This window comes from Oscillospiraceae bacterium (genome assembly GCA_035353335.1).
Taxonomy (GTDB): Bacteria; Bacillota; Clostridia; order Oscillospirales; family JAKOTC01; genus DAOPZJ01.
The window spans coordinates 1-14,828 of record DAOPZJ010000062.1 but is presented as its reverse complement, the minus strand read 5'-3'; the positions used below and the strand labels follow the sequence as shown (position 1 = coordinate 14,828).

Here is a 14,828-nt window from a genome sequence, read left to right as displayed (position 1 = left end):
CCACATCCTCTTGAAATTGTTCCGTGATAACCCTCTGTTCTAGTCAAGACCCTTAAAAATAATTCTCAAAACCCTATTGACATTATAGGAGATATCAACTATAATCCATATAAACCCACTGGAAAGGTTGGTATTTATGCAGGGGTTCTTTCAAAAATTGGTGAGACATAATTTTCGATTCGGACGAATGTGCCGATGTAAAGCTTGAAAATCCGTTTTCAAGCTTTCTCTCGAGAGGATTTCAGTAAAGGACTATAAAAAGTAATGAGAGGAATTGAAAATCATGTCAAACAAAAATTATAAATTCGAAACGCTGCAGCTCCATGTGGGGCAGGAACAGCCCGATCCGGCGACCGACGCAAGAGCGGTACCGATCTACGCGACCACTTCTTATGTTTTTAAGGACTCCGCGCAGGCGGCGGGACGCTTCGGCCTGACCGAGGGCGGCAACATCTACACCCGCCTGATGAACCCGACTTCGGATGTATTCGAAAAACGCATTGCGGCACTGGAGGGCGGCGCGGCGGCACTTGCGACTTCTTCGGGCGCGGCGGCGATCACCTATGCGATTCAAAATATCGCGAGGGCGGGCGACCACATCGTCTCGGCCGAAAACCTTTACGGCGGTACGCTCAACCTGTTTGCCAACACGCTCAGCGACTTCGGTATTGAAACAACATTCATCAACGGACACGAAGTTTCGAACTTTGAAAAAGCCATCCGTCCCAACACCAAAGCGGTGTTTTTGGAGTCACTCGGCAACCCCAACTCCGACATCCTCGACCTGGATGCGATCTCGGCCATTGCACATCAACACGGCATTCCGGTCATCATCGACAACACGTTTGCGACCCCGTATCTGTTCCGTCCGATCGAACACGGCGCGGACATCGTCGTCCACTCGGCGACCAAATTCATCGGCGGGCACGGCACGGTCATGGGCGGCGTCATTATCGACAGCGGAAAATTTGACTGGGCGCAGAATGACAAATTCCCGGGGCTTTCTCAGCCGAATCCGTCTTATCACGGCGTTGTGTTTACACAAGCGGTCGGAAACCTAGCCTATATCATCAAGCTGCGCACCACGCTGATGAGGGATACCGGCGCGACCATCAGCCCGTTCAACTCGTTTTTGCTGTTACAGGGGCTTGAGACGCTTTCACTGCGCGTCGAACGCCATGTCGAAAACGCCCTAGCCGTTGTCAAGTATTTAAAGAAACACCCGCAGGTTGAAAAGGTAAACCATCCCTCGCTCGAATCCGGAAAAGCGAAAGTGCTTTATGACAAGTACTATCCGAACGGCGGCGGTTCTATTTTCACTTTCGAATTGAAAGGTACCGGGGAGCAGGCCAAGAAATTCACCGAGTCCCTTGAACTGTTCTCGCTGCTTGCCAACGTCGCGGATGTCAAATCACTGGTCATCCACCCGGCTTCGACCACCCATTCGCAGCTTTCGGAAGAAGAACTGCTGAAAGCGGGCATCAAACCCACCACCATCCGGCTCTCGATCGGCACCGAACATATCGACGATATTTTAGCCGATCTCGAGCACGGTTTTAAAGCGATAAAATAATCGCAGCAAGGAGATCATTATTATGTCAAAAATTTATCAAACCATCGATCAGTTGATCGGGAAAACACCGCTGCTGGAACTCGGCGGATATGAAAAAGCCCACGGGCTCAATGCAAAACTGATTGTGAAACTCGAATATTTCAACCCGGCGGGCAGCGTCAAAGACCGCATCGCAAAAGCCATGATCGACGATGCGGAGGCAAAGGGCGGGCTGAAAAAGGGCTCGGTCATCATCGAGCCGACCAGCGGCAACACCGGTATCGGGCTTGCGGCGGTCGCGGCGGCGAGGGGTTATCGAATCATCCTCACGATGCCCGAGACCATGTCGGTTGAGCGCAGAAACCTGATCAAGGCCTACGGGGCTGAGATCGTGCTGACCGAAGGCGCAAAGGGTATGAAGGGCGCAATCGCAAAGGCGGATGAGCTGGCGAAAGAAATCCCGAACAGTTTTATCCCGGGACAGTTTGATAACCCCGCAAACCCGGCGATTCACCGTGCCACTACCGGCCCCGAGATTTGGGAGGACACCGCAGGCGAAGTCGACATTTTTGTCGCGGGTGTCGGAACCGGCGGCACGATCACCGGCGTCGGCGAATATCTGAAATCCAAGAAGCCGTCCGTCAAAATCGTCGCGGTCGAGCCCGCGGCTTCTCCGGTGCTCTCGACCGGCGTTGCGGGTTCGCATAAGATTCAGGGTATCGGCGCGGGCTTTGTCCCTGCGGTGTTGAACACCAAAATCTACGACGAGATTATCACGGTCGAAAACGACGATGCGTTTGCAACGGGCAAAGAAGTCGGCAAAACCGACGGGGTGTTAGTCGGCATCTCTTCCGGCGCCGCGGTCTGGGCGGCCGCCAAATTGGCGCAGAGACCCGAGAACAAGGGCAAGGTGATTGTGGCGTTGTTGGCCGACACCGGCGAACGGTATTTGTCCACACCGTTGTTTTCGGAATGAATACCGTAGGGGCGATTCATAATCGCCCGCAAGGTGGTATTAACGGGCGTTTGTGAATCGCCCCTACAAAGCGATATTTACAGAATTCAAAAAACCGTGTAAAATATAGCCATGGACGGGTGACCGCCCATGGCTTTTTCACCGAAATTGTGATTGAGAGGATTTTTAAAATGCCTTATACCAGACAACAAGCGTGGGAACTGCTCACGAAATATAATCAAGGCGAATTTCATCTTCTGCATTCGCGAATACTCGAAGATGTGATGCGGTGGTATGCCGAAGAACTCGGTTACGGTGACGAAAAAGAATTCTGGGCGGTGGTCGGATTGCTGCACGATCTCGATTTTGAACAGTTTCCCGAACAGCACTGCATTAAAAGCCAGGAGATCATGCGCGAAAACGGCGTCGACGAGCGCACGATCCGCGCCTGTGCAAGCCATTGTTACGGGATTACCGTCGACATCAAGCCCGAGCATCAGATGGAAAAAGTGCTGTTTGCGGTGGACGAACTGACGGGACTGATCGGCGCGGCGGCTGTGATGCGGCCGTCGAAAAGCGTGTCCGATCTCGAGGTCTCGTCGGTGAAAAAGAAATTCAAAGATAAAAAGTTCGCGGCGGGCTGCTCGCGCGAGGTCATTGAGCAGGGCGCGGCGATGCTCGGGTGGGAACTGGATGATTTGATCGGGAAGACCATTTTAGCGGTGCGCGCAAGCGATGCGGTAAATTGAAGGAATAGGTAAGAGGGGTCGTCGGAATGCAGCCCCATAAGTCCGAGATCCTTCGATCAGAGCGTTACGAAGAAACGCTTTTCGCTCGAGGATGACAAACGCACTACCAATTTCTATTAAGGGGACGACAGGGTGGATCAGTTTTCGAGAACCCAAATGATTTTCGGCAAAGAGGCCATGGAGAAGCTGGCGCAGAGCCGCGTTGCCGTATTCGGCATCGGCGGTGTGGGCGGCTATGTCGTCGAGGCGCTGGCGCGCAGCGGGGTCGGGACTTTTGACCTGATCGACGACGACAGGGTCTGTCTGACCAACCTGAACCGTCAGATTATCGCGACGCATAAAACCGTGGGGAAATATAAAGTGGACGTGGCCGAGGAGCGGATTTTAGACATCAATCCGAAAGCGGTTGTGCATAAATATCAGTGCTTTTTCCTGCCCGATACCGCAGGTCAATTCGATTTTTCGCAGTATGACTATGTGATTGATGCCATCGACACCGTGACGGGCAAGCTCGAAATTATCATGCGGGCGCAAGCCGCCGGGACTCCGGTGATTTCGTCGATGGGCACGGGCAATAAAGTCGACCCGACCATGCTGCGGATTGCGGACATCTCAGAGACCAAAACCTGCCCGCTGGCGCGGGTGATGCGGCTGGAACTGCGAAAGCGCGGCGTTAAAAAGCTCAAGGTGCTCTATTCCGAGGAACTGCCGATACGCCCTTATGAAGACGAGTCGACGAGCTGCCTGAAACACTGTGTCTGCCCGCCGGGGACCGTGCGAAAATGCACGCAGCGCCGCGATATCCCGGCCTCGAACGCGTTTGTGCCGCCTGCGGCAGGACTGTTGATTGCATCCGTTGTCGTCAGGGATTTGATCGGGTATGATGCGAAACAGCGCTTAAAAGAATAAATCGATTCATCATAAATTGCGAAGGGGAGTGATGATTCAAAATGATGATCTCTACGAAAGGGCGGTATGCAATTCGCCTGATGCTCGACCTTGCGCAGCATATCGGCGACGGGTTTGTCTCGCTGAAACGGATTTCGGAGCGGCAGGATATTTCCGTCAAGTATCTCGAGGCCATTGTGGCGATGTTAAACAAAGCCGGAATGGTCGAGAGCTCACGCGGCAAGGATGGCGGTTACCGCCTTGCCAGAACGCCTGAGGAATACACCGTCGGGTCGATTATTCGACTGACCGAGGGGTCGATTGCGCCGGTCGTCTGTTTGGAGTGCGGCACCGCACGCTGTGAACGCGCGGCTGACTGCCTGTCGCTGCCGGTGTGGGTCAAACTCGAAAGCGTTGTCAACAATTATTTGGACAGCGTCACGCTGCGGGATGTGTTGGACGGTAAGGTTTAAAATATCCGCCTTATATAGGCGGATAAAAAATTTTTATATATCCTATTGACATAGTAGGATATAAGTGTTATTATAAATATACCGAAGCGGTACAGATTAGGACTTCGGAAAAGATAAAAACAGGGACTGATAATAAATCATGAGAGTTTATGCGGACAACGCGGCGACCACCAAAACGAGCCGTTCGGCAATAGAGGTTATGATGCCGTATTTTGACCGGGTCTACGGCAACCCGTCGAGTTTGCATTCGGCAGGGCAGGAGGCCGCGGAGGCGCTCTGGAGCGCCAGAGAGAGCATGGCAAGAAACCTCGGGTGCGAGGCAAAAGAAATTTATTTTACCTCGGGCGGCAGCGAAGCCGACAACCAGGCCATTTTATCGGCCGCTGCAATCGGAGCTAAAAAGAATAAAAAGCACATCGTTTCGACGGCGTTTGAGCACCATGCGGTGTTGCACACCCTCGAAAAGCTGAAAAAGCAGGGGTACGAGATCACGCTGCTCGATGTACATGAAAACGGAATCGTAATACCCGAAGAAGTTGAGGCCGCCATCCGTCCGGACACCTGTCTGGTGACGGTGATGTACGCCAATAACGAAATCGGAACCATTCAGCCGATTGCCGAGATCGGGAAAATCTGCCGCGACAAGGGCGTTTTGTTTCACACCGACGCGGTACAAGCTGCGGGGCATCTGCACATCGACGTGGTCAAGGAAAATATCGATATGCTCTCGCTGTCGGCGCACAAGTTCTACGGCCCGAAAGGGGTCGGGGCGCTGGTTGTGAAAAAAGGTATCCCGCTGGTGAACCTGATCGAGGGCGGCGCACAGGAACGCGGCAAGCGGGCGGGCACCGAAAATTTGCCCGCAATCGCCGGAATGGCAGCGGCGTTTGACGAGGCCTGCGCCCATATCGATGAAAATACCGCGAAACTGACGGCGCTGCGAGATAAGATCATCGCAGGACTTTTAAAAATTCCGCACACGATTTTAAACGGTGACGCGGTCAAACGGCTGCCCGGAAACGTCAATGTGTGCTTTGAGGGCATCGAGGGCGAATCGCTGCTGCTGCTTCTTGACGAACAGGGCATTATGGCTTCGTCGGGTTCGGCCTGCACGTCGGGATCGCTCGACCCGAGCCATGTGCTGCTTGCCATCGGACGGCCGCACGAGATCGCCCACGGGTCGCTGCGCCTCTCACTCGGCGACGAAAACAACGAAGAACAGGCCGATTACATCATTGAAAAAGTACCGGAGGTTGTGGAGTATTTGAGAAACATGTCTCCGGTTTGGCGCGATTTGAAAGAAGGAAAAAAACCATATGTTATACAGTGAAAAAGTCATGGATCATTTTAAGCATCCGAGGAATGTCGGCATTATCGAAAATGCGGACGGCGTCGGCGAAGTAGGCAACGCCAAGTGCGGCGACATTATGAAAATCTACTTAAAAATCAAGGACAACAACATCGACGACGTCAAATTCGAGACCTTTGGGTGCGGCTCGGCAATTGCGTCAAGTTCGATGGCGACCGAGTTGATCAAAGGCAAACCGCTCTCCGAAGCGCTCGCGCTGACCAACAAAGCGGTTGCGGAGGCGCTTGACGGGCTGCCCGCGCACAAGCTGCACTGTTCGGTACTGGCAGAGGAGGCCATTAAGGCCGCCATCGCGGACTACTACCGCAAAAACCACATCGACTACGACAAGACGCTGTTCCCCGACTGCGAGAGCTGCGGCTGCTGTGAGGATAACAAGTGTAAAGAGGGCAGTTGTTAAATGCTCAAAGCGCTGATTGCGATGAGCGGCGGCGTCGATTCGAGCGTCGCGGCGTATCTGATGAAACAGGCGGGGTATGACTGCATCGGCGCGATGATGCGCTTATTCGACGGCGACGCTGAGGGGCGGGAGAGTACCTGCTGTTCGCTGGAGGACGCCGAAGACGCCCGCTCCGTCGCTTTTCGGCTCAGTATCCCGTTTTATGTGTTCAATTTTACCGGTGATTTCAAAACGCAGGTGATTGACCGTTTCATCGATGCCTACGAGCGTGGGTTAACCCCGAATCCCTGCATCGACTGCAACCGGTTTTTAAAATTCGAACGGCTTTATGGACGTGCAAAGGAACTCGGGTGTGACTGCATCGTCACAGGTCATTATGCGCGCATTGAGCAAAGCAGCGGCAGATATCTATTGAAAAAAGCGCTGGATGCTTCCAAGGATCAGAGTTATGTCTTATATGCCATGACGCAGGAACAGCTTGCGCACACGAAGTTTCCGCTCGGGAAGACCGAGAAGACCGAGACCCGCCGAATCGCGCAGGAACAGGAGTTTTGCAACGCCCGTAAAAAGGACAGCCAGGACATCTGTTTTGTGCCCGACGGCGATTACTCAAAAGTGATCGAGGACTATACCGGCAAACGATATCCGTCGGGGCGGTTTGTCGATTCAAACGGGAAGACACTCGGCGAACACGGCGGCTTGATCCGCTATACGATCGGTCAGCGCAAAGGGCTGGGGATTTCTGCGCCGGAGCCGCTGTATGTCTGCGAAAAGCGGACGAAAGAAAATGAAGTCGTCCTCGGGTCCGACGAAACTCTTTATAAAAAGGAACTCAATGTCGGGGACTTCAACTGGATCGCATATGAATATCCGCCCGAACAGCTGCGCGCCAAAGTGCGTATTCGGTATCGGCAGCCCGAACAATGGGCGACGATCACTTCAACAAGCGAAAACAGCGTACACATCGAATTCGACGAGCCGCAGCGGGCTGTCGCGCCCGGTCAGGCAGCGGTGGTTTACGATAGAGACATTGTATTGGGCGGGGGCATTATTTGTTCCGATATGGAGGGATAACATGACCGATTCCATTTTAATCAAAGACACCACGCGCGAAGCGCGGATTGAGATTATCAAGCGGTCGCTGAACGTCTGCGGCGACGCCTGTGAGGGCTGCACGCTCTGCGACGGGCTGACCGGTCTCGGAGACCCGTGGGAGATGTACCAACCCTACATTGACGGAGAAAAAGAGATTTCACAAATCAATCGGGAGTTTCGGACGTTGTATACTCATTGAGAATCGATTCGCAACAAGATTACTAAAATTCATACTATATTCATAGCAAATTGATAGGTTTATGTGATATCCTATTATCGTGATAGGAAATATCACATGAACCCTTTTTATTATTGATTTTTTATCTTTAATTTGTGAAAGGCGGCAACGAATTTTATGAGTAAAACGACATTTACCAAGACGGCATATGACAACATCGACGATTTCGTTTATGCACGCGCAAAATATCCGGTTACGCTGAAAAACGGTATTTCGATCGGAAACGGCACCCTTTATCCCGAGATCAACTTCACGCTGCCCCCGATGCAGATTGAGGCGGGCACCATGCCCGAGGTCATCCGCAACTACCGCGAAATCGCCGAGGGGATCTGCGAGCGGGCAAAAGCGTTGGAAGTGCCCGGCTTTGTGGCCGAGATCGAGACGCTGCCGCCGATGACTTTTCATCCGGAGTGGGGCATCGAGGTCTGTAAAACCGTCGTCGACGTGATCAGGGAACACGAGGCAAAACACGGCATCAAAGGCGCGGTGCGCATCACACCCAATGACATTCGCGAAGGCGCAGGGTTGGAGCATATGTGGCACGGCTCCCATTGGGATAACATGCTGGCGACTTTCGAGGGCAGCGCGAAAGCCGGTGCGGACTTTATGGCCATCGAATCGGTCGGCGGCAAGGAAGTCCACGACGATGCGGTTGTCAACTGCGATATCGCCAAGTCCCTGTTCGCCCTTTCGATTCTCGGTTGTAGAGATATGAACAAACTCTGGACCGAAATTGTGAAGATCGGCGAAAAAACCGGCGCGATTCCGAGCGGCGACACAGCCTGCGGCTTCGGCAATACAGCAATGGTGCTTGCCGACCGGAATTACATCCCCAAGGTCTTTGCCGCGACGGTGCGTGTGATGACCGCGGTGCGCAGCTTGGTCGCATTAGAATGCGGCGCAAAAGGCCCGCACAAGGACTGCGGTTACGAGGGCGTCTATATCAAGGCCATCACGGGGACACCGATTGCGATGGAAGGCCGGGTTGCGGCCTGCGCGCACCTTTCTCCCGTCGGCAACGTCGCGCTCTCCCTCGCTGACCTATGGAGCAATGAATCGATTCAAAATATCAAGCTGCTGGGCGGCATGGCCCCGACCGTCGCTTTTGAACAACTCGTCTATGACTGCCGCATGATGAACGAGGGCACGGCAAGAGGCAAGCAGACCGCGCTTTTACTGCGCGATATCTGCGCCGACTCCGATTCCAAGCTTGACCCGCAGGCCTATGTGCTGCGTCCCAATGTGGTGCTGGACATCTCCAAAGAACTGGTCAAGACGGACGGTTATTATGCGCGTACCAAACGGGCGGCGGAACTGGTGCTCGAAGCCATGCGCAAGGGCGTTAACGCCGACCGGCTCACGTTGACCCAACGTGAAAAGGACTGGCTGGAAAAGCTCTCCGATCAAATTGAAGACCTGCCCGAGGATGAACAGGAGTTTGTTGCCGCTGTACTTCCCGAGTGTGACAAACTGGATCCCAAGAAATACGATCTGAAAATATAAACTGCTAAAAATACCCCCGCACCGAATGGCGCGGGGGTATTTTTATGATTTAGGTTTGATTCTCCATCATTTGAATAAATAATTCGGCAATTTGCGGGTCAAAACGGGTGCCGGTGAAGTGGTAAACTAAAATTGGACACGGAGGGGGTAGAAATAGGACACGGTGATGCGGTATTATAAACGAAAGAATATCACCGTTGGACAAGTTTGCTCCCAGAGTGAACAGGAGGCTTACCATGAAATATTTATCGATTTTCAGACAATCGATATCCAATTCCCGTTCCCGGGCGAGCGAAGAATAACCGACACCAAAGTCGTCAAGGAAGATGCGGATTCCGCGGGTTTTCAAGGTGCTGAGAATATTGTTGATTTCGTCATTATCCGCGGCAAAGATCGATTCTGTCAGCTCCAGTGCAATATTGGACGAATCGGTCTGCATTTCATCAATGATGGCGAACAAATTTTCGGTAAAATCGTTTTTCAGCAGTTGAATTGCGGAAATATTGACAGAGATGCTGACATCATCAAATCCTTCTTGCCGGATACGATTTAAAAATGCAAACGATTTGCGGATAATTTGATACCCGAGTGGTATAATAAGATTCGTTCTCTCGGCAATGGGAATAAATTCGGCAGGAGAAACCAAACCCAAATTGTCATTCCTCAATCGGGCCAAAGCCTCAAACCCGTTGATTTGATTGGTCTCAAGATCCAAAACAGGCTGAAACTGCAGAAATAACCGATCAGCATGTTCACCGGCTGCGATTTGAGTCAGTTCCCGGTTAATGGCTTCGTCCCGGGCGATTTGAGTGCTCATCTCTTTATCGAAGAAGCAAATACCGATATCGGGTTGAAAAAGATTAATCGCTCGTTCTGAAGCGACCAAAAGATTTTTCAATAAAAGATCGACATTGCTTTTGTTATCATCGTCGATTTCGATGATGCCGATCCCTCCGCCGATTCTCTCGACGGATAACATCGTTTTTAAGATGCCGACGATCGTCTCGCATAAGGCAGTCAATTCGTCCTGATCTTTATATTCTTTTATGTAGAAAGCAAAGCGATTTTCATAGGTATTGAACAATTGACGGCTTTCGGTGCAAAGCGTCTCAAGCTTTTTTGCGGCTTTCCGAATCAATTCCTGACTGTATTGAAACCCGTATTTCAAACTCAGGGAGTAAACGGCGCCCAAATTAATGCTGATGACGGCTCGTTTTTTGGTTGACAGTTTTTTTGCGTCTTCATATAATAGATTTTCTAAATATCTTCGGTTATAAAGGCCTGTCCAGATATCGTGTTCGCTGTTATACTTAAATATATTTTCAATTTCCTTACTGGCAGAGATGTCGAGGATGATGCCTTCCAGCGCCTCGACGTCTCCGTGTTCGTTATATACGCCCTGTCCCATCTCAAGGACCCATTTTCGCTTTCCGTCGGCAGTGTTTATCTCATATTCATATCGAAACGGTTTTTTCAAAATCAGGATACGATTCCACTCTTCCCAGAGGGATTCACGGTATTCCGGCACGATTAAATCGTTGAAAGAAAGATCCCTGTTATACAACAGGTTTTCAGGATGATACCCGGTCAAGGAAAAACAGCCGTCTGAGATGAACTGCATCGTCCATTCCCGGTCAAAATTGCAGCGGTAAGCCATACCCGGCAGATTAGAGATCAAAACGGATTTGCTGCGTTCGCTCTCCCGAAGCGATTCTTCGGTTTCTTTTCGTGCGGAGATATCTTCGAGCAGACAAAGATGCATCGGGCTGTTTTCGGGACCGTTCAAAAACGCCGATATTTTCATATTAGTCCACACGGCTGAACCGTCAGGTTTTATAAACCGTTTTTCCATGGTATAACCGTTGGTTTTACCCGATTTAAATAGCTCGAAATGATCCAAATCCGGTTTCAGGTCATCCGGGTGCGTGATGTCGGGCCATTTGACTTCTGTGAGTTCACGGCTGGATCTTCCGAGAATCCGTTCGAAGGTCGGATTGATGTTTGAGTTTCCGAATTCCGAACGGTTTACGAAACTCTTATCGTTTACAATCGCAATTCCGATTGGGGCCTGGTTGAAGACGCTGTGATACAGGGCTTCATCCAAAGCGAGTTTTTTCCCGAGTTCTTTTAAAAGAGCGCTCCGGGTTCTTGACAAAAGCCAAGCGATAAATAAAGAAAAAACACAAAATACGATGACAATATCCGCGATCATTCGTTCCCAAATGCGCAGATTCCATTCTTCGGCGGAATAATCGATTCCGAAAACAGCGATCGTATTGCCGTTTGAATTTTTAATCGGCACCATCACACTGACCCAGGTGCCCCACCGGTCGACCGATGGGCGGGTCAGCACGGTCTTCCCCGCAGTAAAAGATAAAAAAGTTTGTTTGTCTGCCTCCGCATAAACTTGGCCGGGCGGCGAATAATCGAGGGATTCCGGCGATTCGGAATCCATTAAAAAAATCACTTTTCCGTCCCTCAGAGCCATGAGGTATGCAAAACGAATTTGGTTTTTTACTTCAACCAGCCATTTTAGGCTCTGTTTTGTCGTGATATATTCTGGTTTTTGAAGATCATCGGCACTGCCGGATAAAACTGCGATTTGGTCTGAATGCAAGAACGATTCCAACGATTCCGCCAGAGAGATGGCTTCATCGGAGGCCATGGTTTGATATCTGTTCCAAATGTAGCTCAAATAAAGACCGCTTAACAATATCATAACCGCGATCAGAAACAAGACAGACAATTTAAATTTAGTTCCTTTTCGGCTTATACCTTTTTTTTGAGCACTTCGGGCAAACATAACCGCACCTCTTTCGCTCGGTATTCGCAAGAGTAAAAACCGGAGGATTGCAAAGCGCTGTCAGAAGGAATGTTTTGCATCAGATTTCTTTAAAACCGATGCTCTTTGTCATGTATATAGGAAAAAAATGACATATATTATCCTATAAAACGATTATATAATGGAAAGCGTAGAAATTCAAGAAAATTTATTGAAACCTATTTTACTCGGTGTTTTATCAAGTAAAATATAAAATTAAAACAAAAAAGTATTGAAATATGCACCTGAATAGTATATATTAAAATACCCCTTGGGGGTAGCACTGCGCGTCCTGTTCGAGCGCTGTGGAGTGTGTGGCCAAAAAGCTGCCGAGTGTGCAAAGCGGCGAAATAAACTTTCCGATGAATCGGTTGATCATCTCTTATGATGAGGCAGTTTTAAAACCCGAGGACATCATGTCCAAGATAGAAAAAGCCGGATATTCAGCTGCGCCGTGTATGAAAACCGAGGAAAAACCGGCGACAGCAGATGAGAGGGGAAAAAACTCGCAAACGAGCGTGCTGCGCTGATCGTCTCGTCGGTCTATAAACGAGTGCTGTCAAAATAAAATCAGATACCGCGAGCCGGAATTGAACGCCTTGCAAAATCGGCTCAAACGCATCGAGGGGCAGGTGAGGGGCTTGCAAAAGATGCTTTCCGAAGACGCCTACTGCACCGACATTTTGACACAGGTCTCTGCCGTGCAGTCGGCACTAAATGCCTTCGGCAAAGAGCTCCTCGAAAACCACATCCGAACTTGCGTGGTGTCGGATATTCAAAACGGCAGCGACGAGGCGACCGACGAGGTTGTCACTGATCTCGTCGATACCATAAAAAAATTGATGAAATGAGGTTACATCATGAAAACATTAAAAGTACCCGATATGCACTGCGGAATGTGCTCGGCGCGTATCACAAAAGCACTCACTGAAAAAGGGATCACGTTCAAAATAGACCTTGCGGCTAAGACCGTAGAGGTCGAGGATACCAAAGTCGAAGCCGCCGTCGAGGCGCTTGACGACATCGGCTACAGCGCCAGGAATAATCATCAGCGGACAAGGCCGTGGCGAATCGCCGCGGCCTTGTATTTTTATATTTATTCACTTTTTTCTTTTTAAAACTTTATAGATATGGTATTATAAAATAAGACGAACGAAAGGTGTTGGAGAAATGAAAACCTTCAAAAAGATCACACCGGAGCGGGCAGGCCTGCCCTCCCGGAACATGATGGGGTTTTTACGGGAACTCGATTCAGCCGAACTTGCGATGCACAGCGTGATTTTAATGCGGGGCGACCGGGTTTTCGGCGAATATTACGCCGCGCCGTTCAAAGCGGAGGACAAGCACCGTATGTACTCGGTCAGCAAGACTTTTGTCTCGATGGCTATCGGGGCGCTGATCGGTGAAGGAAAACTCTCGCTTGACGATAAGATTATCTCCTTTTTCTCCGACAAGCTGCCCGGGCAAGTGCATCCCCATATCGTTGATGCCACGGTCAGAGATCTGCTGCGCATGGCGACACCGTTTGATGACGTCACCTATTATCTTGGGGCAAAGGACTGGGCCGCGACCTTCTTCAACACGCCGACTTCACACCCCGCAGGTACTCTGTTCAAATATGACTCCTCGGCCTCCTACATACTGGACGTCATCGTCGAGCGGCTGACCGGGATGACATTTTTAGAATATCTCAAGAAAAAGGCGCTCAGCCGAATCGGGTTTTCAGAAGATACCTTTTGCATCAAAGCGCCGGAGGGTTATTCCTGGGGGGCATCGGGGGTCATCTGCACTCCGATGGATTTGGCACGGTTTGCCCGATTAGTGATGAAAGGCGGTCTGTGGGAGGGTGAGCAGCTGTTGCCGGCGGACTATATCCGGGCGGCGACCTCCAAACAAATCGATAACCGCACCGACGGACATAACCGGCCGGATCAGTCGCAGGGATACGGTTATCAGGTCTGGATGACACGCGAGGGTTCGTATTCCTTTATCGGAATGGGCAGCCAATTGGCGGTCAGCATACCGCAGAAGGATTTGCTGTTTGTCTGTACCGGAGATACGCAGGGCAACGAGCTTGGTTACCTGACGATTTATAATGCTCTGTGGAAACATATTGTCAACCCGGCGGGAGCGGCGCTGGCGGAGAATCCGGCGGAGCATGCCGAACTTGAGAAATATGCTTCGAACCGAAGTATTCCGGTTGTGCCGGGGGATAAAACTTCATTGCTTTCCGGTCAAATCGGTTCCGTTGAATATATAATGGAAAAAAACCCGATGGGAATCAAGCGGTTGAAAATCGAATTATCCGACGATGAGGGTGTGTTCTGTTACACCAACGAGCGCGGTAATAAACAACTGCGTTTCGGGTTGGGGCATTTTGTGTTGGGCGGATTTCCGGAGACGCACTATTTCGGCGAGACCATTGGGAAACCGGTCGGGCGGCCCTACCGCTGCGCCGCTTCGGGGGCCTGGGTCAGCCCGGACACGCTGCGCATCAAAGTTGACATCATCGACGACTATCTGGGCAATGTCTGCATCAACCTTTGTTTCAAGGGCAATGAACTTGTCCTACGGATGGAAAAGACAGCGGAATGGTTTCTGGACGAGTACGTCGGTTTCGCTTCGGGACGGCGGTGAGGCGGCTTTGAATGCAGAGGCCGATTTTAATACCTTATTTTGTGCACGATGGCCCCTACCTTATAGTTCGAGCTTTGAAATCGATCTTCTCAAGCGTTCACAACCCGCCCGTCTGATAATCTTATAATCCGGTCGCAGAGATTGCCGA

Annotated in this window: 14 protein-coding genes and 1 pseudogene; 14 read left to right on the top strand and 1 reads right to left on the bottom strand. The window is 50.9% G+C overall.

What is annotated here, in order from left to right:
- Positions 1-283: 283 nt before the first annotated feature.
- From PKH29_11095 to PKH29_11050, 10 genes are all read left to right on the top strand, one after another.
- Complete coding sequence (locus PKH29_11095; GenBank protein ID HNX15381.1) at positions 284-1,573, top strand: O-acetylhomoserine aminocarboxypropyltransferase/cysteine synthase; 1,290 nt, start codon at positions 284-286, stop codon at positions 1,571-1,573.
- A 22-nt stretch (positions 1,574-1,595) separates the two neighbouring features.
- The gene (gene cysK / locus PKH29_11090) at positions 1,596-2,528 is read left to right on the top strand and encodes a cysteine synthase A (protein HNX15380.1); all 933 of its coding nucleotides are present in this window, start codon (positions 1,596-1,598) and stop codon (positions 2,526-2,528) included.
- A 170-nt stretch (positions 2,529-2,698) separates the two neighbouring features.
- Positions 2,699-3,256, top strand: a complete 558-nt coding sequence (locus PKH29_11085; protein HNX15379.1) for a hydrolase — start codon at positions 2,699-2,701, stop codon at positions 3,254-3,256.
- 156 nt (positions 3,257-3,412) lie between these two features.
- The gene (locus PKH29_11080; protein HNX15378.1) at positions 3,413-4,165 is read left to right on the top strand and encodes a tRNA threonylcarbamoyladenosine dehydratase; all 753 of its coding nucleotides are present in this window, start codon (positions 3,413-3,415) and stop codon (positions 4,163-4,165) included.
- A 41-nt stretch (positions 4,166-4,206) separates the two neighbouring features.
- A complete protein-coding gene (locus PKH29_11075; protein HNX15377.1) occupies positions 4,207-4,617 on the top strand; it encodes an Rrf2 family transcriptional regulator in 411 nt (136 codons plus the stop codon).
- Between the two features lie 139 nt (positions 4,618-4,756).
- Positions 4,757-5,947: a cysteine desulfurase NifS gene (gene nifS, locus PKH29_11070; protein HNX15376.1), complete on the top strand. Its 1,191-nt coding sequence runs from the start codon at positions 4,757-4,759 to the stop codon at positions 5,945-5,947.
- Entirely contained in the window at positions 5,934-6,386 is a 453-nt protein-coding gene (nifU, locus tag PKH29_11065) for a Fe-S cluster assembly scaffold protein NifU (protein HNX15375.1), read from the top strand. The genes nifS and nifU overlap by 14 nt, the downstream gene beginning before the upstream one ends.
- Positions 6,387-7,460: a tRNA 2-thiouridine(34) synthase MnmA gene (gene mnmA, locus PKH29_11060; protein HNX15374.1), complete on the top strand. Its 1,074-nt coding sequence runs from the start codon at positions 6,387-6,389 to the stop codon at positions 7,458-7,460.
- A gap of 1 nt (position 7,461) precedes the next feature.
- Positions 7,462-7,680 (top strand): hypothetical protein, encoded by a 219-nt coding sequence (locus PKH29_11055; GenBank protein ID HNX15373.1) that lies wholly within the window; start codon positions 7,462-7,464, stop codon positions 7,678-7,680.
- 156 nt (positions 7,681-7,836) lie between these two features.
- On the top strand, positions 7,837-9,222 hold the full coding sequence (locus PKH29_11050) for a methyltransferase MtaB domain-containing protein (GenBank protein ID HNX15372.1): 1,386 nt from the start codon (positions 7,837-7,839) through the stop codon (positions 9,220-9,222).
- 49 nt (positions 9,223-9,271) lie between these two features.
- On the opposite strand, the gene PKH29_11045 is transcribed toward PKH29_11050, so the two are convergent.
- A complete protein-coding gene (locus PKH29_11045; GenBank protein ID HNX15371.1) occupies positions 9,272-11,968 on the bottom strand; it encodes an EAL domain-containing protein in 2,697 nt (898 codons plus the stop codon).
- Between the two features lie 371 nt (positions 11,969-12,339).
- On the opposite strand from PKH29_11045, the pseudogene PKH29_11040 reads away from it, so the two are divergent.
- The 4 genes and pseudogenes from PKH29_11040 to PKH29_11025 all read left to right on the top strand — a co-directional run bounded on the left by PKH29_11040 (position 12,340) and on the right by PKH29_11025 (position 14,680).
- Positions 12,340-12,573: pseudogene (locus PKH29_11040) on the top strand (cation transporter).
- 15 nt (positions 12,574-12,588) lie between these two features.
- Positions 12,589-12,894, top strand: a complete 306-nt coding sequence (locus PKH29_11035) for a metal-sensing transcriptional repressor (protein HNX15370.1) — start codon at positions 12,589-12,591, stop codon at positions 12,892-12,894.
- 9 nt (positions 12,895-12,903) lie between these two features.
- Positions 12,904-13,161, top strand: coding sequence for a heavy-metal-associated domain-containing protein (locus PKH29_11030; protein HNX15369.1), 258 nt, complete (start codon positions 12,904-12,906; stop codon positions 13,159-13,161).
- A gap of 52 nt (positions 13,162-13,213) precedes the next feature.
- Positions 13,214-14,680 carry a serine hydrolase gene (locus PKH29_11025; protein HNX15368.1) on the top strand — a complete coding sequence of 489 codons (1,467 nt, stop codon included), beginning with the start codon at positions 13,214-13,216 and terminating at the stop codon, positions 14,678-14,680.
- Positions 14,681-14,828: the final 148 nt, after the last annotated feature.

Bases quoted from the DNA above. Each gene is read 5' to 3' on its own strand.
- PKH29_11085 (HNX15379.1), top strand. From the start codon at position 2,699: ATGCCTTATACCAGACAACAAGCGTGGGAACTGCTCACGAAATATAAT.
- PKH29_11050 (HNX15372.1), top strand. From the start codon at position 7,837: ATGAGTAAAACGACATTTACCAAGACGGCATATGACAACATCGACGAT.
- PKH29_11080 (HNX15378.1), top strand. From the start codon at position 3,413: ATGATTTTCGGCAAAGAGGCCATGGAGAAGCTGGCGCAGAGCCGCGTT.
- mnmA (HNX15374.1), top strand. From the start codon at position 6,387: ATGCTCAAAGCGCTGATTGCGATGAGCGGCGGCGTCGATTCGAGCGTC.
- PKH29_11095 (HNX15381.1), top strand. From the start codon at position 284: ATGTCAAACAAAAATTATAAATTCGAAACGCTGCAGCTCCATGTGGGG.
- PKH29_11055 (HNX15373.1), top strand. From the start codon at position 7,462: ATGACCGATTCCATTTTAATCAAAGACACCACGCGCGAAGCGCGGATT.
- nifS (HNX15376.1), top strand. From the start codon at position 4,757: ATGAGAGTTTATGCGGACAACGCGGCGACCACCAAAACGAGCCGTTCG.
- PKH29_11030 (HNX15369.1), top strand. From the start codon at position 12,904: ATGAAAACATTAAAAGTACCCGATATGCACTGCGGAATGTGCTCGGCG.
- PKH29_11025 (HNX15368.1), top strand. From the start codon at position 13,214: ATGAAAACCTTCAAAAAGATCACACCGGAGCGGGCAGGCCTGCCCTCC.
- nifU (HNX15375.1), top strand. From the start codon at position 5,934: ATGTTATACAGTGAAAAAGTCATGGATCATTTTAAGCATCCGAGGAAT.
- cysK (HNX15380.1), top strand. From the start codon at position 1,596: ATGTCAAAAATTTATCAAACCATCGATCAGTTGATCGGGAAAACACCG.
- PKH29_11075 (HNX15377.1), top strand. From the start codon at position 4,207: ATGATGATCTCTACGAAAGGGCGGTATGCAATTCGCCTGATGCTCGAC.